Genomic DNA, 19,769 nt, shown 5'->3' with positions numbered 1-19,769 from the left:
TTTAACCTCCCGTTTTAACTTGAATATCGCGGTTATCACGATCGACGGGATGAATTTTTTGCTGATCCCTTAACAAATGTACGCCACCGACCACGACCCAGTCTGTGGCTTTTAAGCCAGCAAGGATAGGTACACTATCACGCCCGTAAGTGCCTAAGGTCACTGGGACTTTACGAATGGTTTGATTACTATTCACCACCCAGACATAGGCTTGCTGATCATTGGCGGTGACACTGGATAAAGGCACACTCAGTACATTATTGTCCTGTGCGACAAAGAACACCCGCGCACTTTGCCCCAGCTGAATACTGGACTGCCCTTCCAGCAAAGACACTTTCACAGTAAAGGTCCGGGACTGGTCGGCTGCAGGCGAAACCTCACGCACTCTGGCAGCAAAACGTGCTTCTGGCTGTGACCACAAGGTGACCCATGCAGACTGCCCCACTTTAATGCTGCTGACCGCCTGTTCAGGCACACCAAACACCACTTCGCGTTCACCATCAATGGCTAACTGGTAAGCGGCCTGTCCTGCGGCAATCACCTGTCCAATCTCGATCTGACGCTGGGTAATCACCCCGTTTTTATTCGAGATCAGCTGGTTATAACCGGTCTGGTTGGAGGATACTTCATAGTTAGAACGGGCCTGCTGCAAGCTTGCCTGAGCAGATTCATACTGATTTTTGACCGCATCAAATTGCGAACGGCTCACTGCATTGACCGGTAATAACTGCTGATAACGCTGATATTCTTCTGCGGCAATTTTTGCAGCGGCCTGTGCACTTTGTAACTGTGCCTTGGCCGCATTCATTTGCAATTGCGCATCTTTGACATCCAGTTTTGCCAGCACCTGTCCAACTTTGACCCGATCTCCGACATCAACATAACGTTCGGTCACCTGTCCCCCGACACGGAAGGCCAAAGCGGTTTGCTGTCTGGCCTGAACGTCCCCGGCATAACTCTTTTGATCAACATGGTTACCACTCGGCTGGGCCACCATGACATAAGGAATTTCCTCGGTCTTGGGAAGCTCTTTCTGGCAGGCGCTGAGGACGACACTACTGACAATGAGTAAGCCCAATATGATAGGATTGATCTGCTTCATCTGTTTGCGCTCTTATTCAAATTGATTTTTAAGGCGTGATATGAGCATTATCATAGATTGTTTATTTTTTAATTAATATACTCGCAGGTACATTAATTAAAAAATAAATCTATCTGCTTGATTTTTAAATTCATGAAAAGAGAAAGATAACGTGCAAATCCATAGTGGTCGCCCCAAAGATTTAGAAAAAAGAGCCAAGATTTTACAGGCCGCAAAATCTATTTTTTTAAAAATGGGATACCACGCTACCAACATGAACCAGATTGCCAAAGAAGCGGGTGTCACCAAACTGACGGTGTATAACCACTTTCAGGATAAAAACAATCTGTTTATGTGCGCGATTGAGGAAAGCTGCGAAGAATCGATTCGGGCCAAACAGTTTCAGCTGACGGCGGATTCTGATTTTAAACAGGCTTTGGTTCTGATGTGTCAGCGTGCCTTAAGTATTATTTATCTACCAGAAGCACTAAAACTGGATTGTTTGCTGTTTGAACTGGCAGCAGAACAAAGCCCCTTAACCCGACAGTTTTTTGATGCCTCACATACCCGCATGTGCCATGTCTGGTGTGATTTTTTTGAACAGGCCATTGGCTTTAAATTTATTCAGGCCGATGAACCGATCAAGCAAACCGAGCTGATCATCTCGCTGATGCTCGGGATCCGTCATCAGCAGGTATTGCTCGGTTTAGCACCTGTGCCTACGGCAGATGAAATCGATCAGATGATTGAGCATGCCATCGAGATTTTTTTGCTTAAATATCAGACTAAAGTTTAGAGAAATTTCACATTTTTTTACGTTCTGCTCTTGGATTGTCCTTCAATCGCGCTATAGTCGGATGAGAACAACAGGAGAATTAGAATGATTCAGCAAATCACTGCTCCACTACGTGAAGATGTCCGCTTACTCGGCAATTTACTCGGAGAGACCTTAAAGCAACATGCTGGGCAAGATTTGTTTAATCAGATTGAGCAAATTCGGGCATTGGCTAAAGGCGCACGTGACGGCCAGATCGAAGCAGAAAAACAGCTAGAACAATTGTTTCTCGGTTTAAAGGATGAAGAGATTCTGCCGCTGACCCGTGCTTTCTCTCACTTTCTGAACTTTGCCAATATTGCGGAACAGTACCATGTGGTGCGCAGCCGTCGTCAGGCCGAGTTCGATGAGCACGCGCCAAGTCCTAATCCACTGCCGCATTTGTTTGAAAAATTCAAAAACCAGCAGATCAATGCACAACAACTGTTTCAGCAAATCTGTGATTTAAAAATTGAACTGGTGCTGACGGCCCATCCGACCGAAGTCAGCCGTCGTACCTTAATTCAAAAATATGATGATATTACCGATTGCCTTTCCCAATTAGATCAGCAAAAGCTGACCCCGAAAGAGCGTCAGCAAACCATTGCCACGCTCAAGCAATTGATCAGTTCAGCCTGGCAGACCGATGAAATCCGTCAACATCGCCCAACCCCAGTCGATGAAGCCAAATGGGGCTTTGCCACGATTGAGCAATCACTCTGGAATGCGGTCCCTAAATTTGTCCGTGAACTGAATGAACTGACCCAGCAGCATTGTGAACAAAGTCTGCCACTGCATGTTGCACCGATCCGCTTTGCTTCATGGATGGGCGGAGACCGTGATGGCAACCCGAATGTGACCCATCAAGTCACGCAAGAAGTCCTGTGGTTATCGCGTTGGCAAGCAGCTGATCTGTACCTGCGTGATATCGAAAATCTACGTTGGGAATTGTCCATACAAAGCTGTTCCGCTGAAATGACTCAGGCACTAGGCTATGAGCATCCGGAACCGTATCGTGAATATTTACGCGAAACCCGTGAACGTTTAAAAGCCACACGCTCATGGCTGGCCCATCGCCTGCAAGGCACAGATGCCGATGACAGCAACATCATCAGAACCAAAGATGAATTGTTGGCGCCGCTACTGCTGTGCTACCGCTCACTGATGGATTGTAATCTGGCTGAGATCGCCAACGGACAATTACTCGACTTTATTTATCGGGTCAACTGTTTTGGTATTGAGCTGCTCAAACTGGATATCCGTCAGGAATCAGGTCGCCATCGCCAGGCCATTTCCGCGATTACCGAATATCTGGGTCTGGGTAATTTTGAATCCTGGACCGAGCAGGCCCGCCAGAACTTCCTGATTCAGGAACTGCAAAGTAAGCGCCCCTTACTGCCAAAGTTTTTTAATGAGCCTGAAGGCAGCCTGATCCAGCATTCCGATGTACTGGAAGTATTTGCCACCATGCGCACCTTGGCCGAACAGCCACCTGAGAGTCTCGGTGCCTATATTATTTCCATGGCGGAATATCCAAGTGATGTACTGGCAGTATTGTTGCTGCAAAAAGAAGCAGGTATCCAGCAGCCGCTCCGTGTGGTGCCTTTATTCGAGACCTTGAAGGATCTCGACGGTGCCGCCAAAACCATGAATACCCTGTTCAATATGCATTGGTATAAACAGCATATTCAAGGCAAGCATGAAGTCATGATTGGCTACTCGGACTCCGCCAAGGATGCAGGCTTTATGTCGGCGAACTGGGCACAATATCGTGCTCAGGAAGAACTGACCGCGATTGCGCAGCAGCATGGGGTGCAGTTGACCTTATTCCATGGTCGTGGCGGTTCAATTAGCCGTGGCGGTGCACCGACACAGCAAGCACTATTCTCGCAACCACCGGGTTCAATTTCAGGTGCGATCCGTGTCACCGAGCAAGGTGAGATGATTCGCTTTAAATTCGGTCTGGAAGGCATTGCCCTGCAAAATCTGGAAATCTACACCGCAGCGACTCTGGAAGCCACCTTGTTACCGCCACCTGAACCGAAACAAGAATGGCGTGACCTGATGAATCAGATGACGGATTTATCGGTACAGGTCTATCGTCAAACCGTGCGTGAAAATCCAAATTTTGTCAGCTATCTGCGTACCGTAACCCCTGAACTGGAATTACAAATGCTGCCGCTGGGTTCTCGCCCTGCCAAACGTAAAGTCAGTGGCGGGATTGAATCGCTGCGTGCCATTCCTTGGGTCTTTGCATGGACGCAGATTCGCCTGATGCTGCCAGCCTGGCTGGGCACCGGCACTGCCATCAATCAGGTGCATGGACAACACAAAAACACGCTGGATGAGATGCTGGAACAATGGCCTTATTTCCAGACGCTGATTGATATGCTGGAAATGGTATTGTCCAAATCCGATGCCAATATCGCGCTGTATTATGAATCGCATCTGACCCAGGATCAGAACTTAAAAGTACTTGGTGTCGAGTTGCGCCAACGTCTGCAAAATGCAGTCGATACCCTGCTGAGCCTGAAAGGTGAGTCTAAACTGCTGAGCAATAATGAGGTACTGGATCAATCGATGCAGGTACGTAAACCGTATTTGTTGCCTTTGCATTTATTACAGGCCGAGTTGATGAAACGTCGTCGCCTGTATCTGGCAGAGCATCAAACCGAACATAGTCCAGTGGATCACGCCTTGATGGTCAGCATTGCAGGTATTGCAGCAGGCTTACGTAACACGGGCTAAGTGCCATTTTCAGATGGCCATCCGCAGAAATCGTTTCTGTTGATGGCCAGATTGGCAAAATATGCCATTGCGATAAAAAAAATTGAAAAAGTTTTTAAAATTATTTTAAAAATAAAAGAGTTAATTTTTTAAATTGTCCAGACAAAATAAATAATAATTCCACTAGCTTAATTTGAAGTAAATTTTACCAAAAGGTAAAAATTCAAGCTCTAACAGCCTATTGTGGCAATCCTCTCAAGGACTTATAGGTGAAAGCTCGTTTTAAGACAGGGTATCATACGCGCTGATATCAAATCATGAGTCTAATTTATGTCCAGTTGGTTTCCAAAATGGCAGCCGTATCAGGGGACGGTCGATCATCGCCCTGTTGCGACCAATGAATATTTACCGCCCTTACAAAGCGCGGTGCTGGGGGTTCAACACGCATTTGCCATGTTCGGCTCAACCGTACTTGCACCTTTATTGATGGGTTTTAGCCCGAACCTTGCCATTTTAATGTCAGGCATCTGTACCATCCTGTTTTTCTTTATGACCGGTGGGCGTGTTCCAAGCTACTTAGGCTCAAGTTTTGCGTTTATTGGCGTGGTGGCAGCGGCAACGGGTCATATTACCGGTTCAGGTGCGAATCCAAACCTGTCCGTCGCACTGGGCGGGATTGTGGTCTGCGGTATCGTATATGCCCTGATCGGCTTTGCGGTGATGCTGACAGGAACCCGCTGGATCGAAAAACTGATGCCACCTGTGGTCACGGGTGCAATCGTGATGATCATCGGCCTTAATCTTGCGCCTGTAACCATTAAAGGCGTTGCGGGTCAGCCTTTTGAAATGTGGATGGCCTTAACTACGGTCCTGAGCATGGGCATCATTGCGGTCTTTACCAAAGGCCTGTTACAACGTTTATTACTGTTGATTGGCCTTTTAATTGCCTATGCCATTTATGCCATTGCCAGCAATGGTCTGGGTTATGGCAAGCCGATTGATTTCTCCCAGATCTCAGCGGCGCCATGGTTTGGTATTCCGAGCTTCTCGCATCCCACTTTTGATTTGAATGCCATTCTGATCATTGCCCCTGTGGCTCTGATTCTGGTGGCAGAAAACCTGGGTCATATCAAGGCTGTTGGCGCAATGACCGGTGAAAACCTCACGCCACAACTGGGTAAAGCCTTTGTTGCAGATGGTGTCGCAACCACCTTATCCGGCGGTGTGGGTGCACCCGGTATGACCACTTATGGTGAAAATATCGGAGTGATGGCAGTTACCCGCGTTTACTCAACACTGGTGTTTGTGATTGCAGGAATCTTTGCCATTATCCTCGGTCTTTCACCTAAATTTGGTGCTGTCATTAGTACCATTCCCAATGCAGTACTCACCGGTGCATCTATTGTGGTGTTTGGTCTGATCACCATTGCCGGTGCAAAAATCTGGATCGAAAATAAAGTCGACTTCTCCAACAATAAAAACCTAATCGTGGCTTCAGTGACCATTATTTTAGGGGCGGGTAACTTTGAATTGTTATTTGGTAGCTTCAATCTCGGCGGTATCGGGACGGCAACTTTTGCAGCAATTTTCCTGAACCTGCTGTTCAGTTTAAAAGATAAAAACTAAAAATCTTCAAGGCAGCGCAAGCTGCCTTTTTTCCATCTTGGACGGCTCCCCTATCTTTATCTTGCTTACTTTTAGTATGATGGCTGTTTATATTTCAATACGTTCCGCTCATGCGTTTCGATTTCTTTGATTTACAACTGCTTCTGCATATTGTTTCGACAGGCAGCCTGACCAAGGGCGCCGAGCTTTCTGCCATTTCCCTGCAAGCCGCCAGCGAACGAATTAAAAAACTCGAACACTATTTTGCAACACCGTTATTTATTCGACACACCTCAGGTGTTGAGCTGACCACTGCGGGCCATGCCTTGGCTGAGCATGCCCGACGGCTGATGCAGCAAAAAGATCTGCTTGAACAGGACATGCAACGCTTTCGGCCCACGGCACCTGAATCATTGACCTTATGGTGTAATTCGTCGGCACAGAGTGAATATTTACCACCGCTGTTACCGCACTATCTGATGCTACATCCCGAGATCAATCTCGACTTACATGAAGCAGAAAGTTCTGAAATCGTTGAAGCATTGACTCAAGGTGTGGCACGCCTAGGACTGGTCTCCAGCTTCTTTGATACCCGTCATTTGCAAACACAGGAGTTTGCCAGTGATCCATTGGTGCTGATCTGTCCCGCTCATCATGCCTTGACCCGGCAAACACAGCTGAATCTGGTCGATGCCTTAGCTTATGGTTTTATTGGCCTGATGCCGCATCATTCTTTACAGCAATCGATTGAAACGCAAGCCAAGCTCTTGGGTTTCAATATCCAGTACCGGCTACGCTTACCTAACTTTTCTGCCATTGCCGAGGTTGTCGCCAAAGGGGTCGGTATTGCGATTATGCCCGCGCGTGCGGCACAACGTTTACAGCCAGATTATGATTTTTATGCAGTACAATTACATGGCGCCTGGGCCAACCGTAAACTGCTGTTAGCAGCACAGGATTTCGCTCAGCTCCCGCATGCTTATCAACAATTTGCTGAGTTTTTAATGCAACATCGCCCATCTTGCTGAATGCCCTTAATGCGCAATCATATATAGACCTAAGGCCATCAATCCGATAAAGAATAAACGGCGAAAACGTTGCTCGTTAAGTTGATAACGGATTTTTTTACCCAGCCACATTCCAAATAAAGCAGCAACTAAAGCCACCGCAGACAGACGATAATCCAGCGTGATTCCCTCCATCGGATTGTGATGCAGGAAAAAAGCCAGACAGAAGGTGGAAACGGTAAAGGTCAAGCCTAAAGCCTGTACCAGTTCATCCCGTTTCAAATGTAAGGACTGCAAATACGGCACCACCGGAATAATCACCACCCCTGTAGCAACGGTCACTGCACCGCCGATATATCCTACAATAGGCGATAACCAGCGCTCATGTTGCGCCAGATGAGGCAGTCTTTTCACACAGAGGCCATACAGTCCATATAACGCCAGCATACAGCCCAGTAAAATCTCACTACTATGTCCATGACTCTGGCTTAAGGTCGGTAAAAAGCTCCAGATCGAACCCACCACGATTCCAACCAGTAAAGTCCAGAAACGGCGGATAAAGGCCCAGACCCGACCTTCGGCAAACAGTTGCCAGATATTGGTGACCATCGATGGCACAATCAATAAAGAGGCAGCCTGAAACGGACTCATGGCAATGGTCAGTAGTCCCATGGAGACCGCAGGCAGGCCCAGTCCGATCATGCCTTTAATCATGCCAGCAAAGGCAAAGACCACGATAATAATGGCTAGAAAAGTCACGCTTTAACTCCGATTTTGCATCGAAGCTATGCTACGGAAAAACCGTGGCTTGCCCTATTCTTATTTTTGGGAGTGGGCCTCAATCAAAAGTTGAGGCCATTTTATATTTTTCTTCCAGTACGTTACTGAGAATGCTTTCAATCATCCAGACCCGATACAGGCTATTGAAGACATAGCTATGTCCATCAATCCGTAACTCCAATACCGGAAAATCAGGCTGATGCTTCTGCTGGCACCATTCATCATTTTGCTTTAACTGTGCTTCGATATCCTGTTCAGTCAGCTGCGCAATGTCCAGACGTCTCTGCATCCGTTGAAAATGGGCTTTAAACGACAGGTCTTTGCCCTGTGTCCATACCGCTTCCAGAATTTCATGGATACAATCCACTTGCTGCTCTTCAGGCACACTATAAAACAGTCGGGCCATTTCATAGGTGGCTTCTCTGGTTGGTCGGCAGAACGGGGTAAATGCGACCTGGGTTCGCTTGGAAACACGAGTTGCCAGGCCCCAGTCAAACCAGTCCCGACCGTGATAACTCAGCGGATATACCTTCAGCTGGATATTATAATAATTGGCCAGTTCTTCCTGAATATACGCCAATAATAACCAGCTCATCGGGTCTTCAAGCGCAATATACAGATCCAGTTCCGGATGCAAGGCCTGGACTTCGGCCAATGCCTCGGCATCATTAATGAGATGCTCACGCCACTCGATATGATTGATCAGGAAAATGGGATTTCCGGTCAGGAGTTTTTGCTGTTTTAAACGGCGTGTCAGACGTAACAAGTCATCAACCGCCTGATATTTTCGTTCACCAAACTCAAAATAACTGGCGATCACAGGCACGTCTTTGAAAATACGTTCGGGATAATCTTGTGGTTTCTGATGCTGGGAGGCCATTGCATATAAGGTACGTAACTTACCGTATTGCTGCTGCCACAGCATGTGGAAGACATCTTCGAGCAAATGTAAAAAGTTTTGTTCTCTGAGCGGGGTATTTCTTAGAATCGTTTCTGCTTGTTGTAATGCTTCTGCACTCGGTATTTCTGGGGTTTCATCAAAACCAAAACGATGCTGCTTGGCCAGGATTTTGGCATCATTTAAGCAATAGCTTTGCCAGTCTTGCTTGGACATGCCATTCGGAGGCTCGGCGTCTTGCCTCGAAATAATGACTTTTAGGGGTTTGAGTTCATCACTGAGGATCTCATTGAGCTGATCCAGCTCTTGCACTGCCAGATAGCTATAAACATCGTCTAGACGCAGGTAAATACTTAAACCCTGTTCCGTAGGTAATTCCGCCTGACGAGAAGGTTTCTGATAGAACCAACTCGATCGTATGGGATCAAACCAACGACGTAACAAAGACATGTCGATAGCCTCTAATGGTCATAAAATGCAAAATGGATAAAGTTTACTCAAACCTGAGCCAGAACAGGTGAGCCAATAAGTATGTTCAGTATCTTATAAAATGAGACAAAAGTCCCCCTTAATTGAAAGAGGGACTCAAAGGGATTACAAAACTCGTACTGCGCCTTTAGCAGCACTGGTCGAATGCATTGCGTAAATCTTCAATGACTTAGACACTTTACGTTTACGCTCTTCCGCAGGATGCCAGCCTTTGGCGTCCTGAACCGTACGGCGATGCGCCATGGTGGCATCATCGATATCCAGGTGAATGGTACGGTTTGGAATATCAATCTGAATGGTATCACCATCTTCAACCAGACCAATCGCACCGCCTTCTGCGGCTTCTGGAGACACGTGACCAATCGACAGACCTGAAGAACCACCTGAGAAACGTCCATCGGTAATCAAGGCACAATCTTTACCTAAACCTTTGGATTTCAGGTAACTGGTTGGATACAACATTTCCTGCATACCCGGTCCGCCACGTGGGCCTTCATAACGAATCACCACGATATCGCCCGCCACAATTTTTTGATCCAGAATGGCTTCTACTGCCGCATCCTGACTTTCAAACACGCGTGCTGTACCGGTGAATTTCAGGATGGATTCATCCACACCTGCGGTTTTGACGATACAGCCATCTAGAGCGATGTTGCCGTAAAGTACCGCCAGACCGCCATCTTTAGAGAAGGCATGTTCAGCATTACGAATCACGCCTTTTTCACGGTCACCATCTAAGGTTGAGTAGTAACGGTTTTGCGAGAACGCCACCTGCGTTGGAATACCACCCGGTGATGAACGATAGAATTCATAAACCTCAGCATCTTCGGTACGGATAATATCCCACTTGTCCAAAGCATCTTTTAACGTTGGTTCATGTACAGTTGGACATGACGTATTCAGCAAGTTGGCACGATCCAGCTCACCCAAGATCGCCATGATGCCACCCGCACGGTGTACATCTTCCATATGTACGTCTTGTTTTGCCGGTGCAACTTTTGACAATACCGGAACCTGACGAGACAAACGGTCGATATCATCCATGGTGAAATCAACTTCGGCTTCGTGCGCCGCCGCAAGCAAATGCAATACGGTATTGGTTGAACCGCCCATTGCAATATCAAGCGTCATGGCATTTTCAAACGCCGCTTTGGTTGCAATTGAACGTGGCAAAATGCTGTCATCATTCTGTTCGTAATAACGCTTCGCCAGTTCAACCACCAAACGACCAGCTTTTAAGAATAGTTTCTCACGATTGGCATGGGTTGCCACGATTGAACCGTTGCCCGGTAAAGAGAGACCCAAGGCTTCGGTTAAGCAGTTCATCGAGTTCGCGGTGAACATGCCTGAACATGAACCACAGGTTGGACATGCCGAACGTTCAAAAGCCTGTACTTCTTCATCGGTATAGCTTTCATCAGCTGCAACCACCATGGCATCAACCAGGTCAATCGCCTTTTCATCGCCACGGAATTTCACTTTACCCGCTTCCATTGGCCCGCCAGACACGAACACTACCGGGATATTCAGGCGCATTGCCGCCATCAGCATTCCTGGGGTGATCTTGTCACAGTTCGAAATACAGACCATGGCATCGGCACAATGGGCATTGACCATATATTCTACCGAGTCGGCGATCAAATCACGTGATGGCAGTGAATACAGCATCCCGTCATGACCCATGGCAATGCCGTCATCGACGGCAATGGTATTAAATTCTTTTGCCACACCACCAGACGCTTCAATTTCTCTCGCAACAAGTTGACCTAAATCTTTAAGATGCACGTGACCCGGAACAAACTGGGTAAATGAGTTGACCACCGCAATAATAGGCTTGCCAAAATCTTCATCTTTCATACCGGTCGCACGCCATAAACCACGCGCGCCCGCCATATTTCTTCCATGTGTTGATGTTTTTGAACGATAATCAGGCATTTTGTATTCCCAACAAGTTTGTGCTCGAGACGAATAGGACATTCGCTCTGGCGAAATGATACTGAGCTTTCTGCATCATACTACAAGTTATCGTTTAACAGATGACCAATAGGCCTATCTTTTTTTGTACAAAAGCAATTCAAGCCATCTGATTAGGGACTCATCACTTTTTCGCTTATAATTTGCAGCAAGTTTTAGTTGGATTGTCTTTGTGAAAATCATTTTTGCTGGTACGCCTGAATTTGCGGCAACCGCATTGGCGGCATTATTAAAAACATCCCACCAGATCATTGCGGTTTATACCCAACCTGACCGTAAAGCCGGCCGTGGGCAAAAATTAACGCCATCCCCTGTGAAACAATTGGCACTTGAGCACGGTTTACCGGTGTATCAGCCTTTGAATTTTAAAGCATCGACAGAGGAAGGTCTGGCAGCTCGACAACAACTGGCTGACTTGGGTGCCGATGTAATGGTGGTTGCGGCCTATGGTCTGATCTTGCCACAAGCGGTATTAGATACGCCGAAATATGGCTGTTTAAATATCCACGGTTCATTACTGCCACGCTGGCGGGGGGCTGCACCAATCCAACGTGCCATTGCCACAGGTGATGCAGAAACAGGCATCACCATCATGCAAATGGCGGCGGGTCTGGATACCGGCGACATGATGTATAAAACTTACTGTCCAATTACCGCAGAAGATACCTCTGCCAGCTTGCACGATAAACTGGCCGATCAAGGTGCTGAAGCGATTTGTACCGTGCTTGAATCAGAACAAAGTTTGCAGGATTTCATTGAAAAACGTGAAGTACAAGATGAAGCCCTGACCGTCTATGCACACAAATTAGTGAAAGCAGAAGCCCGTATTGACTGGAGCCAGAATGCGGTACAAATCGACCGTAATATCCGTGCCTTCAATCCATGGCCTGTCGCCTTTATTCAACTGGATGAAAGCAATGCCTTACGTGTGTGGGGTTCAATGCTTTCTCAGCATCAAAAAGCTGATGCACAAAGCGGTGAGATCCTGACGATCGATAAACAAGGCGTACATGTGGCGTGTGGCGACAATACCGCGGTGTGCCTCACCAGTCTGCAATGGCCAGGTGCTAAAGCCCTAAATCCTGTACAAATTGCTCAAACCCAAAAATTACATATTGGACAAATTCTCCCATGAGCCAATCATCTACAAAAAATTTGAATCTGCGTGCACAAGTGGTCAAAACACTTTTGGCCGTTCAAAATGGGCAATCTTTGTCTTCTGTTCTGAATCAACATATCAATATCGTTTCTGAACGTGACCGTGGTTTATATCACGAACTGACTTTAGGCTGTTTACGTCAATGGTTTTCTTTAAAAGCCATTACCCTACCCTTGCTGACAAAACCATTAGACAATGAAGCGCTAGAAAGTTGTTTATATCTTGGTTTATATCAAATTTTATGTACGCGTATTCCGGTGCATGCGGCGATTTCAGAAACGGTAAATGCGGCTAAGCAACTCGGTTTTGAGCCAATGAGTGGTTTGGTCAATGCGATTCTGCGTCGTGTTTCACGTGAAACAACTGAATTTGAAACCGCGTTGAATCATACCCATGGTTTACCAAGCTGGTTATTTAAGCGACTTAAAAAAGATTGGCCTGAGCAAGCTGAGACGCTATGCCAAGCCTTAAAACAAGTCGCACCACTGACTCTACGCGTCAATCAACGCCAAGTCAGTCGTAATGAATACTTAGAGATTTTGGATGAAGAGCAGATTGATGCTCGTCCTTGCACACTTTCAGATGTGGGTATTGTTCTGGAGCAAACGGGCAATATTACCCATTTACCGGGTTTTGAAGAAGGTGGTTTTTCTGTTCAGGATGAACATGCCCAATTGTGCGCGACGCTGTTACCGAACTTAGATAACAAAGTTGTTGTCGACGCCTGTGCTGCACCCGGCGGTAAAACTGCACATATTCTTGAGCGCTTTAATCCTCAAAAATTGTTTGCGCTGGATCATGATGCCAAACGTTTATTACGTGTGTCTGAAAATCTGGAACGTCTTGACCTCGGTCAGAACAATGTTGAGATTGTGACCGCTGATGCGACCACGTGGCAGGCACCAGAACCCGTCGATTGTATCGTGCTGGATGCACCTTGTTCTGCAACAGGTGTGATTCGTCGTCACCCCGATATCCGTCTACTCAGACAGTCAACCGATATCGCGCAAACGGTGGCCTTACAGCAACAGATTTTGCAGCAGATGTGGCAACAACTCAAAGTGGGCGGTACCTTGCTGTATATCACCTGCTCGATTCTGAAAGCTGAAAATGAGCAACAAATGGCGGCTTTCTTTGCTGAACATGCCGATGCTGAAGAAATCAAAATTGATGCGGATTGGGGCATTGAACAGACCCATGGTCGTCAGTTGCTGCCTTCAGCGCAATCCGGCGATGGTTTCTATTATTGCCGAATTAAAAAACGAGCTTAATCAAAATAAAAAAGCAGGCTTGAGGCCTGCTTTTTTTTAAATCTGTTTTAAAGCGTGTGCTGATCTTTGACTTCTTCCAGAACATCATCAAGTTCTTCTGGATGTTTCATCAGGTGGAGGATGGATAATGCTAATCCTCCCCAAACAAACAGCATCGCAATAACCATCATAATAATTGCCGAAGTATTCATCTGTATTTCTCCTAGCGATCTTTTACTTTGCTGAGTATAAAAGCGACCACAGCACAGAAAATCACACTGCCCCAGCCAAATAAGCCTTGTAAGCTCATGCTATAACTATCGTAACCATTTTGCACCAGATTAAACACCGTCATGCTTAAGGTGGTTAACAAGATGAGAGAGGTAATTACGGTTAAAGTAAATGCCCAGCCTTTGCCCAGTTGAATGGTTGAAATGCGGTTAATATGATCACGCAGCTCCAGCAAGGCAGAACGCTTAAACCAGGTAATACAAAGTATCGAAACCAGTGCACCGCCGACAATACCAATGTTATTGATAAAGTGATCGACGATATCCACCAGTTTGATCGCATTCACGCTTGAGAACAGGATCACTGAAACCAGCGCACTACCGCCACCAATAATGGTCACAGCTTTGCTACGGCTCCATTTCAACTTGTCCTGCATTGCTGCAATCGGCACTTCCAGAATACTCACCATTGAAGAAATACCCGCAACGAAGAGTGATGAGAAGAACAGTAAGCCGAATAAGTCAGCACCTGCGCCTAAGCTTGAAATGATTTTCGGGAAAGCAATAAATGCCAGACCGATACCACCGCTTACGACATCTTGTACTTCTTTACCTGCCACATGGGCCATAAAGCCTAGTGCAGCAAAGATACCAATACCTGCCAGAATTTCAGTTGATGCATTGGCAAAGCCAACGATCAGGCCAGAACCAGTTAAGTTGGTTTTTGGTTTGAGATAAGATGCATAGGTCACCATGATCCCGAAACCAACAGACAGCGAGAAGAAGGTATGACCATAAGCTGCTAACCAGACTTTATAATCCATCATCGCAGCCCAGTTCGGAGTAAAGAATGCATTTAAGCCTTCAGCCGCACCTGGTAAACGTAATGCCTGAATCACAAGCACTGTAAATAATACGAATAATAGCGGCATGAAAATCTTATTGGATAATTCAACGCCTTTTTTAACGCCACCATACAGAATGATTAAAGTCAGTGCCCAGATACCCACGATTGGCCAGAACAGATGGCTTACAAAATTGAGATCAAATCCTGATTCTTTTGAGGTCTGCAAATAGGTATTGAAGAAGAAGCTTTCCGGGTCACTGCCCCATGCCTGCCCAATCGAGAAGTACACATAACTCCCCGCCCAGGTCAGTACGCTGGCATAATATAAACCGATGATAATACAGACACAGACTTGCCACCAGCCCAGCGTCTCTCCCCCTTTAAATAAGGCACGATAGGCCTTGGGTGGAGAGTTACGCGCACGGTGACCTGTGGCATAGTCTAAAAATAAAAGAGGTAAACCAGCGGTAATCAACGCCAGTAAATAAGGGATAAGGAACGCTCCGCCGCCATTTTCATAAGCAACATACGGGAACCGCCAGATATTACCTAAACCTACAGCTGAACCAACAGCTGCAATAATAAAACCAGATCGTGATGTCCAGTTTTCACGAGAATCTGCCATATAACACCTAAAATTGTCCTGCTGACCTTCCATGCTGCTTTCAGTTTTTTATTATCCAACAGACATGAAAATGCCATAAAAAATCTTGTTTTGTTTGGATGAACTTTCAACCTTGTGAGCTTCTTATTTTCAAGACCAAACAAACAAAAAACCAAACCATCTTCCTTAAAGATTGGGCATTGTTTTTCTGCTTTTAATAGCCGAACAATACCTGTTTTTATTTCTTTTTACTGTAAATTCTGCAAGAAAATATCAACTTTTCAGAACAACTGATTATTTTTCAACTGCCTGTAAATTTGACCTTGCAGTCAATCTATAAAAATCAAGTACATAAAACAGGCAAGCCAAATCCTCACCACACTTTTTCCTCCTCTATTGTTTAATTGCTAAAAGTCTTTGTTCCTGCATATCGCGGATGGCGGAATGGATGCCTTCACGGCCCAAACCTGAATCTTTGACTCCACCATAGGGCATATTGTCAACGCGGAATGTCGGGACATCATTAATGATGACACCACCTACCTGTAAGTGATCCCACGCATACAGCATATTATTCAGATTTTGCGTATAGACGCCTGCCTGCAAACCGAAACGGCTTTGATTAATGGTGGCAATGCCCTGCTCAAATTGCTTAAATTTTTCTAAAATGGCCACGGGACCAAACGCTTCATCCTTATAAATTTCTAGCTTGGCATCGACATTTTCCAATAACACCGGCTCAAACAAGACACCTTGTAAACTGCCACCGAGCAGCACTTTTGCGCCTTTTTTCTCAGCCTTATCAATCCATTTTTTTAGCCTTAATGCTTCTGCTTCCTTAATCATTGGACCAACCAATGTGGTACTTAAAGCAGGATCAGCGGCTTTAATTTTTTTCAGTTTGGCCACCAGTTTCTTTTTTAGCTCGGCATAAAGATCGGCATGCACTAAAATCCGTTGCACACTGATACAGACCTGCCCTGCCTGCCCATAAGCGGCACTGATCAGGCGATCAATCAAGGCATCATCAAGGGTTGTATCTGCATCAATCAGGACTGCGGCATTGCCACCGAGTTCCAGCGTCACTTTCTTGCGGCCTGCCCGCGCCTTCATATCCCAACCGACCTGATCCGAACCGGTAAAGCTGAGGAGTTTAAAGCGGTCATCGGTCACTAAAATATCCGCTGCCTCACGACTACAAGGCAAGATCGACCACGAACCTTTCGGCAAATCGGTTTCAGCCAATACGGCTGCAATCTTTAAGGCGCTGATTGGAGTAAAACTGGCCGGTTTCAATACAAAGGGACAACCCGCAGCAATTGCAGGTGCAATCTTATGTGCCACCAGATTGAGAGGGAAATTGAACGGACTAATTAATGAAACTGCACCAATCGGCACATGTTTGACCATGCCACGAAAATGCGCGGCAGCGGGTGTCAACGCTAAAGGAATTAATTGCCCATCATCAAGCTGTGTCACCGCATCTGCGGCCAGTTGAAAAGTATTAATTAAACGTTCTACTTCAGCACTTGCTGCACCCCGTGGCTTGCCACCTTCTGCAATCAGAATCTCGGTCAGCTCATCCCGCAGTTCATTAAAACGCTTTACACAATGCAGCAAGATTTTTTGTTTTTGAAATGGTTTTAAGGCGGCCATCTCAGTTTCTGCCTTCACCGAAGCCGCTATGGCTTTTTCAAGCACTTTGGCATCCGCCAATGCCACTCGTGCATAAACGGTATTGTTATACTTATCATGGACTTCTAGCCATTGTCCTGTTGTGACCGCTTTCCCAGCCACATAAAGCGGATAATCCACCACACTTTGTTTATCCGTCATTATTATTTATTCCTTTATAAAAATTTAAAATTAGACTACTGCATATTTACCCAGATCACTATATGATTCGCCCATTCATAGGTGAATTCACAACAATTCATTACTGTTTTCGATATTAATTAGGATAATGCAATGAAATTATTAAAAATATCAATGTTGGCTTTAGGAACGAGCATTTGTGGCCTGGCGCAAGCCGACGTTATTGGTGTTAAAGGCGACCTCAGCTACTGGAACTACAATGGCGAAGCCAATATGGCAGACCAAAGCAATGCACCAGATCAGGATCTTAAACGTAAAGGTTCCGCTCAAGTATCCGTTGCTGTTGAGCATCCAATTCCCCTGATTCCCAATGCAAAAATCCGTTATGTCAACTTAAATACCGAAACGGATCATAAAGTCGCAGGCCAACCCGTTTACGACCTCAACATCGATCATACCGATTTTATTTTATACTATGAAATTTTAGACACGATTGTAAATGCAGATGTCGGTTTAGGTGCAACTAACTTAAATGGCGATGTCAAAACTCTGAATATCAGCAAAACAGATATTGATAAAACTGTACCGGTGATCTATGGATCGGCGGGGGTAAAACTGCCTTTTACTGGTCTAAGTGCCAAAGCAGAACTCTTATATAGCAACTTTAATGATACTAAAATTACCGATGCGCAAGCAGAATTGCAATACAACTTTATCGACAATCTACTGGTTGATGTTGGTCTAAAAGCAGGCTACCGTATTCTGGATATCAAGTTAGATGATTATGAAAAGAATGATCTTAAATTTAACTTTAAAGGTCCTTATATTGGTCTAGATGTTCATTTCTAAGACCTAAAAAATATAAAAAAACGGAATTTCATGATTCCGTTTTTTATGGGAAATGACTTTTCCTCATTTATGTACGCCAAAACGTACACAGATCGCAGCCATTGGCGAATATGCTGAACTCAACTTTTCGCCTATTATATAAATCATAGAGAGACAGGAAGTCTCATTGAGAATAATAAAACACACAGGACGTGGTCGTTAATAGGATATCAACGACATAAGCGAAATATGAAGAAGCCCCGTCAGGATGATGGGGCTTCTTTTTATCTATCATTTTATCTGCGATCTAAAGACTTTTGAGATATGCGACTACATCGTGATGCTCTGCCATTTCTGCAAGCTGTAGCGCGGTATATTCGCTCTTATAAGCCACATTTGCACCTTTACTCACTAGCAACTTCACGACCGCTAGATGATCATTCTCAGCAGCAGCTTGTAAGGCACTATAGCCTTCATCATCGGTCTGGTTTGGGTCAGTGCCCTCTGCTAATAGTTGCTCGACTTGTTCCACATCACCTAAAGATGCCCAATACACCAGCTCAGGAAGATGCAGTTCTTCATCATCTTCAGGGAGTGGAGAGAAAGAGTTGAGTTTCATAATTTAATTATCCAATTTTTGAGATTCTAAAATTAATTTCTCAAGCTTCAACCTTGTAATACGTTGGTTATAACGATAAAAGTCATCTTGAGATTCTGCACCAGAAAGTTTGCTATCGGATTGATTAGCTAACCAATCTTGAAACTCCGTTATTTCATGAAATATGTGAATGATGCCACTATATCTGTTCTCGCTATTTTGATAATGCTCTAAGTCGGGATACCCATCAAAAAAGTGAGTATAAAAAATATTCTGCCCATCAAAGTAAAATCCAGTTCCACAATATTCCTTATGATAATTACTAATCTGAGTCTGCTTCATTAGATACTGTACGACTTTACTCGCTAAAGCTTCTCCAAATTTCAGATCACTATTCAATTTCTTCCACCAAATCAGATGTCATTTACATAATAATTTAAGCGAGATGTAGGCTAACTATATATCCTATTTATTTTTATTATTTTGCTGCTTTAGGCATTCGATCATTTCATCCAATACTTTCTGCCCCATCGTTGTTCGCACAACTTCATTTAAATCCCCTGCTAAAAAGCCAGACCATGTTGTACTCGTTGAACCAGAAGAATGCGCATATCGTCCACAAGCAGACCAGACGTTTTGGTCTGCTGTTATAAATGCCACATAAAGCTCTCCTTCAGGATTATCTAATATCCATTCACGAATAACTCGAGGTGCTTGATATTTTTTCTTAGGTTTTTCTAACCACTTCCATACTAAAAAACCTAAATAGATAATTCCAATAGCAGATAAAAGTTCATAGAGAATCATATCAGTCCTAATAGCATTTCTTATTTAGCATCTAATTAGGATAAAAATAGCACGACTCGTTAAATATTGGCTTCTATTTTACTTTTTCCACTGACGATAAAAAACACCCCCAACCGTTAGGTTGGGGGTGTTAGTATTTAAAAGCTGGCGATGACTTACTCTCACATGGCAAGTGCCACACTACCATCAGCGCTAAGAGGTTTCACTTCTGAGTTCGGGAAGGGATCAGGTGGTTCACTCTTGCTATTGTCGCCAG

The 19,769-nt window shown here is 45.2% G+C and carries 17 protein-coding genes and 1 rRNA gene; 7 read left to right on the top strand and 11 right to left on the bottom strand.

The window, feature by feature from the left end:
* Position 1 precedes the first annotated feature (1 nt).
* Entirely contained in the window at positions 2-1,102 is a 1,101-nt protein-coding gene (locus tag JO943_RS06205) for an efflux RND transporter periplasmic adaptor subunit (protein WP_202740300.1), read from the bottom strand.
* A 151-nt stretch (positions 1,103-1,253) separates the two neighbouring features.
* Here JO943_RS06205 and JO943_RS06200 point away from each other — a divergent pair, with 151 nt between their 5' ends.
* The 4 genes from JO943_RS06200 (at position 1,254) to JO943_RS06185 (ending at position 7,255) form a co-directional block, all read left to right on the top strand.
* Positions 1,254-1,877: a TetR/AcrR family transcriptional regulator gene (locus JO943_RS06200; protein ID WP_005228121.1), complete on the top strand. Its 624-nt coding sequence runs from the start codon at positions 1,254-1,256 to the stop codon at positions 1,875-1,877.
* A gap of 84 nt (positions 1,878-1,961) precedes the next feature.
* Positions 1,962-4,643 (top strand): phosphoenolpyruvate carboxylase, encoded by a 2,682-nt coding sequence (gene ppc, locus JO943_RS06195; protein ID WP_202740299.1) that lies wholly within the window; start codon positions 1,962-1,964, stop codon positions 4,641-4,643.
* A 309-nt stretch (positions 4,644-4,952) separates the two neighbouring features.
* The gene (locus JO943_RS06190) at positions 4,953-6,248 is read left to right on the top strand and encodes a solute carrier family 23 protein (protein ID WP_005228124.1); all 1,296 of its coding nucleotides are present in this window, start codon (positions 4,953-4,955) and stop codon (positions 6,246-6,248) included.
* Positions 6,249-6,358: 110 nt separating this feature from the next.
* Positions 6,359-7,255: a LysR family transcriptional regulator gene (locus JO943_RS06185; RefSeq protein ID WP_199973458.1), complete on the top strand. Its 897-nt coding sequence runs from the start codon at positions 6,359-6,361 to the stop codon at positions 7,253-7,255.
* Positions 7,256-7,261: 6 nt separating this feature from the next.
* On the opposite strand, the gene JO943_RS06180 is transcribed toward JO943_RS06185, so the two are convergent.
* From JO943_RS06180 to ilvD, 3 genes are all read right to left on the bottom strand, one after another.
* Positions 7,262-7,993, bottom strand: coding sequence for a sulfite exporter TauE/SafE family protein (locus tag JO943_RS06180; RefSeq protein ID WP_202740298.1), 732 nt, complete (start codon positions 7,991-7,993; stop codon positions 7,262-7,264).
* Positions 7,994-8,072: 79 nt separating this feature from the next.
* Positions 8,073-9,362, bottom strand: a complete 1,290-nt coding sequence (locus JO943_RS06175; protein WP_005282175.1) for a hypothetical protein — start codon at positions 9,360-9,362, stop codon at positions 8,073-8,075.
* A 144-nt stretch (positions 9,363-9,506) separates the two neighbouring features.
* Positions 9,507-11,336, bottom strand: coding sequence for a dihydroxy-acid dehydratase (gene ilvD, locus JO943_RS06170; RefSeq protein WP_202740297.1), 1,830 nt, complete (start codon positions 11,334-11,336; stop codon positions 9,507-9,509).
* 211 nt (positions 11,337-11,547) lie between these two features.
* On the opposite strand from ilvD, the gene fmt reads away from it, so the two are divergent.
* Positions 11,548-12,510, top strand: a complete 963-nt coding sequence (gene fmt, locus JO943_RS06165) for a methionyl-tRNA formyltransferase (RefSeq protein ID WP_202740296.1) — start codon at positions 11,548-11,550, stop codon at positions 12,508-12,510.
* Entirely contained in the window at positions 12,507-13,805 is a 1,299-nt protein-coding gene (gene rsmB / locus JO943_RS06160) for a 16S rRNA (cytosine(967)-C(5))-methyltransferase RsmB (RefSeq protein WP_202740295.1), read from the top strand. Before fmt ends, rsmB begins: the two co-directional genes overlap by 4 nt.
* A gap of 47 nt (positions 13,806-13,852) precedes the next feature.
* On the opposite strand, the gene JO943_RS06155 is transcribed toward rsmB, so the two are convergent.
* From JO943_RS06155 to JO943_RS06145, 3 genes are all read right to left on the bottom strand, one after another.
* Positions 13,853-13,996: a methionine/alanine import family NSS transporter small subunit gene (locus JO943_RS06155; RefSeq protein ID WP_005282163.1), complete on the bottom strand. Its 144-nt coding sequence runs from the start codon at positions 13,994-13,996 to the stop codon at positions 13,853-13,855.
* 11 nt (positions 13,997-14,007) lie between these two features.
* Positions 14,008-15,486: a sodium-dependent transporter gene (locus JO943_RS06150; RefSeq protein WP_202740294.1), complete on the bottom strand. Its 1,479-nt coding sequence runs from the start codon at positions 15,484-15,486 to the stop codon at positions 14,008-14,010.
* A 372-nt stretch (positions 15,487-15,858) separates the two neighbouring features.
* On the bottom strand, positions 15,859-17,301 hold the full coding sequence (locus tag JO943_RS06145) for an aldehyde dehydrogenase family protein (protein WP_202740293.1): 1,443 nt from the start codon (positions 17,299-17,301) through the stop codon (positions 15,859-15,861).
* Positions 17,302-17,433: 132 nt separating this feature from the next.
* Here JO943_RS06145 and JO943_RS06140 point away from each other — a divergent pair, with 132 nt between their 5' ends.
* The gene (locus JO943_RS06140; protein ID WP_202740292.1) at positions 17,434-18,129 is read left to right on the top strand and encodes a TIGR04219 family outer membrane beta-barrel protein; all 696 of its coding nucleotides are present in this window, start codon (positions 17,434-17,436) and stop codon (positions 18,127-18,129) included.
* A 286-nt stretch (positions 18,130-18,415) separates the two neighbouring features.
* On the opposite strand, the gene JO943_RS06135 is transcribed toward JO943_RS06140, so the two are convergent.
* The 4 genes from JO943_RS06135 to rrf all read right to left on the bottom strand — a co-directional run.
* A complete protein-coding gene (locus JO943_RS06135) occupies positions 18,416-18,727 on the bottom strand; it encodes an ankyrin repeat domain-containing protein (RefSeq protein WP_202740291.1) in 312 nt (103 codons plus the stop codon).
* Between the two features lie 3 nt (positions 18,728-18,730).
* Complete coding sequence (locus JO943_RS06130) at positions 18,731-19,105, bottom strand: hypothetical protein (RefSeq protein WP_202740290.1); 375 nt, start codon at positions 19,103-19,105, stop codon at positions 18,731-18,733.
* A gap of 66 nt (positions 19,106-19,171) precedes the next feature.
* The gene (locus JO943_RS06125) at positions 19,172-19,513 is read right to left on the bottom strand and encodes a hypothetical protein (protein WP_202740289.1); all 342 of its coding nucleotides are present in this window, start codon (positions 19,511-19,513) and stop codon (positions 19,172-19,174) included.
* Positions 19,514-19,655: 142 nt separating this feature from the next.
* Positions 19,656-19,769, bottom strand: a 5S ribosomal RNA gene (gene rrf, locus JO943_RS06120); the annotation flags it as partial.

This window comes from Acinetobacter sp. 'aerobic (ED)' (assembly GCF_904886855.1).
Classification (GTDB): Bacteria; Pseudomonadota; Gammaproteobacteria; order Pseudomonadales; family Moraxellaceae; genus Acinetobacter; species Acinetobacter courvalinii.
The sequence above is the reverse complement of the archived record's forward strand: the minus strand, read 5'-3'. Positions and strand labels throughout refer to the sequence as shown.

Bases quoted from the DNA above. Each gene is read 5' to 3' on its own strand.
- JO943_RS06205 (WP_202740300.1), bottom strand. From the start codon at position 1,102: ATGAAGCAGATCAATCCTATCATATTGGGCTTACTCATTGTCAGTAGT.
- ppc (WP_202740299.1), top strand. From the start codon at position 1,962: ATGATTCAGCAAATCACTGCTCCACTACGTGAAGATGTCCGCTTACTC.
- JO943_RS06190 (WP_005228124.1), top strand. From the start codon at position 4,953: ATGTCCAGTTGGTTTCCAAAATGGCAGCCGTATCAGGGGACGGTCGAT.
- JO943_RS06185 (WP_199973458.1), top strand. From the start codon at position 6,359: ATGCGTTTCGATTTCTTTGATTTACAACTGCTTCTGCATATTGTTTCG.
- JO943_RS06175 (WP_005282175.1), bottom strand. From the start codon at position 9,362: ATGTCTTTGTTACGTCGTTGGTTTGATCCCATACGATCGAGTTGGTTC.
- ilvD (WP_202740297.1), bottom strand. From the start codon at position 11,336: ATGCCTGATTATCGTTCAAAAACATCAACACATGGAAGAAATATGGCG.
- rsmB (WP_202740295.1), top strand. From the start codon at position 12,507: ATGAGCCAATCATCTACAAAAAATTTGAATCTGCGTGCACAAGTGGTC.
- JO943_RS06155 (WP_005282163.1), bottom strand. From the start codon at position 13,996: ATGAATACTTCGGCAATTATTATGATGGTTATTGCGATGCTGTTTGTT.
- JO943_RS06150 (WP_202740294.1), bottom strand. From the start codon at position 15,486: ATGGCAGATTCTCGTGAAAACTGGACATCACGATCTGGTTTTATTATT.
- JO943_RS06145 (WP_202740293.1), bottom strand. From the start codon at position 17,301: ATGACGGATAAACAAAGTGTGGTGGATTATCCGCTTTATGTGGCTGGG.
- JO943_RS06140 (WP_202740292.1), top strand. From the start codon at position 17,434: ATGAAATTATTAAAAATATCAATGTTGGCTTTAGGAACGAGCATTTGT.
- JO943_RS06135 (WP_202740291.1), bottom strand. From the start codon at position 18,727: ATGAAACTCAACTCTTTCTCTCCACTCCCTGAAGATGATGAAGAACTG.
- JO943_RS06125 (WP_202740289.1), bottom strand. From the start codon at position 19,513: ATGATTCTCTATGAACTTTTATCTGCTATTGGAATTATCTATTTAGGT.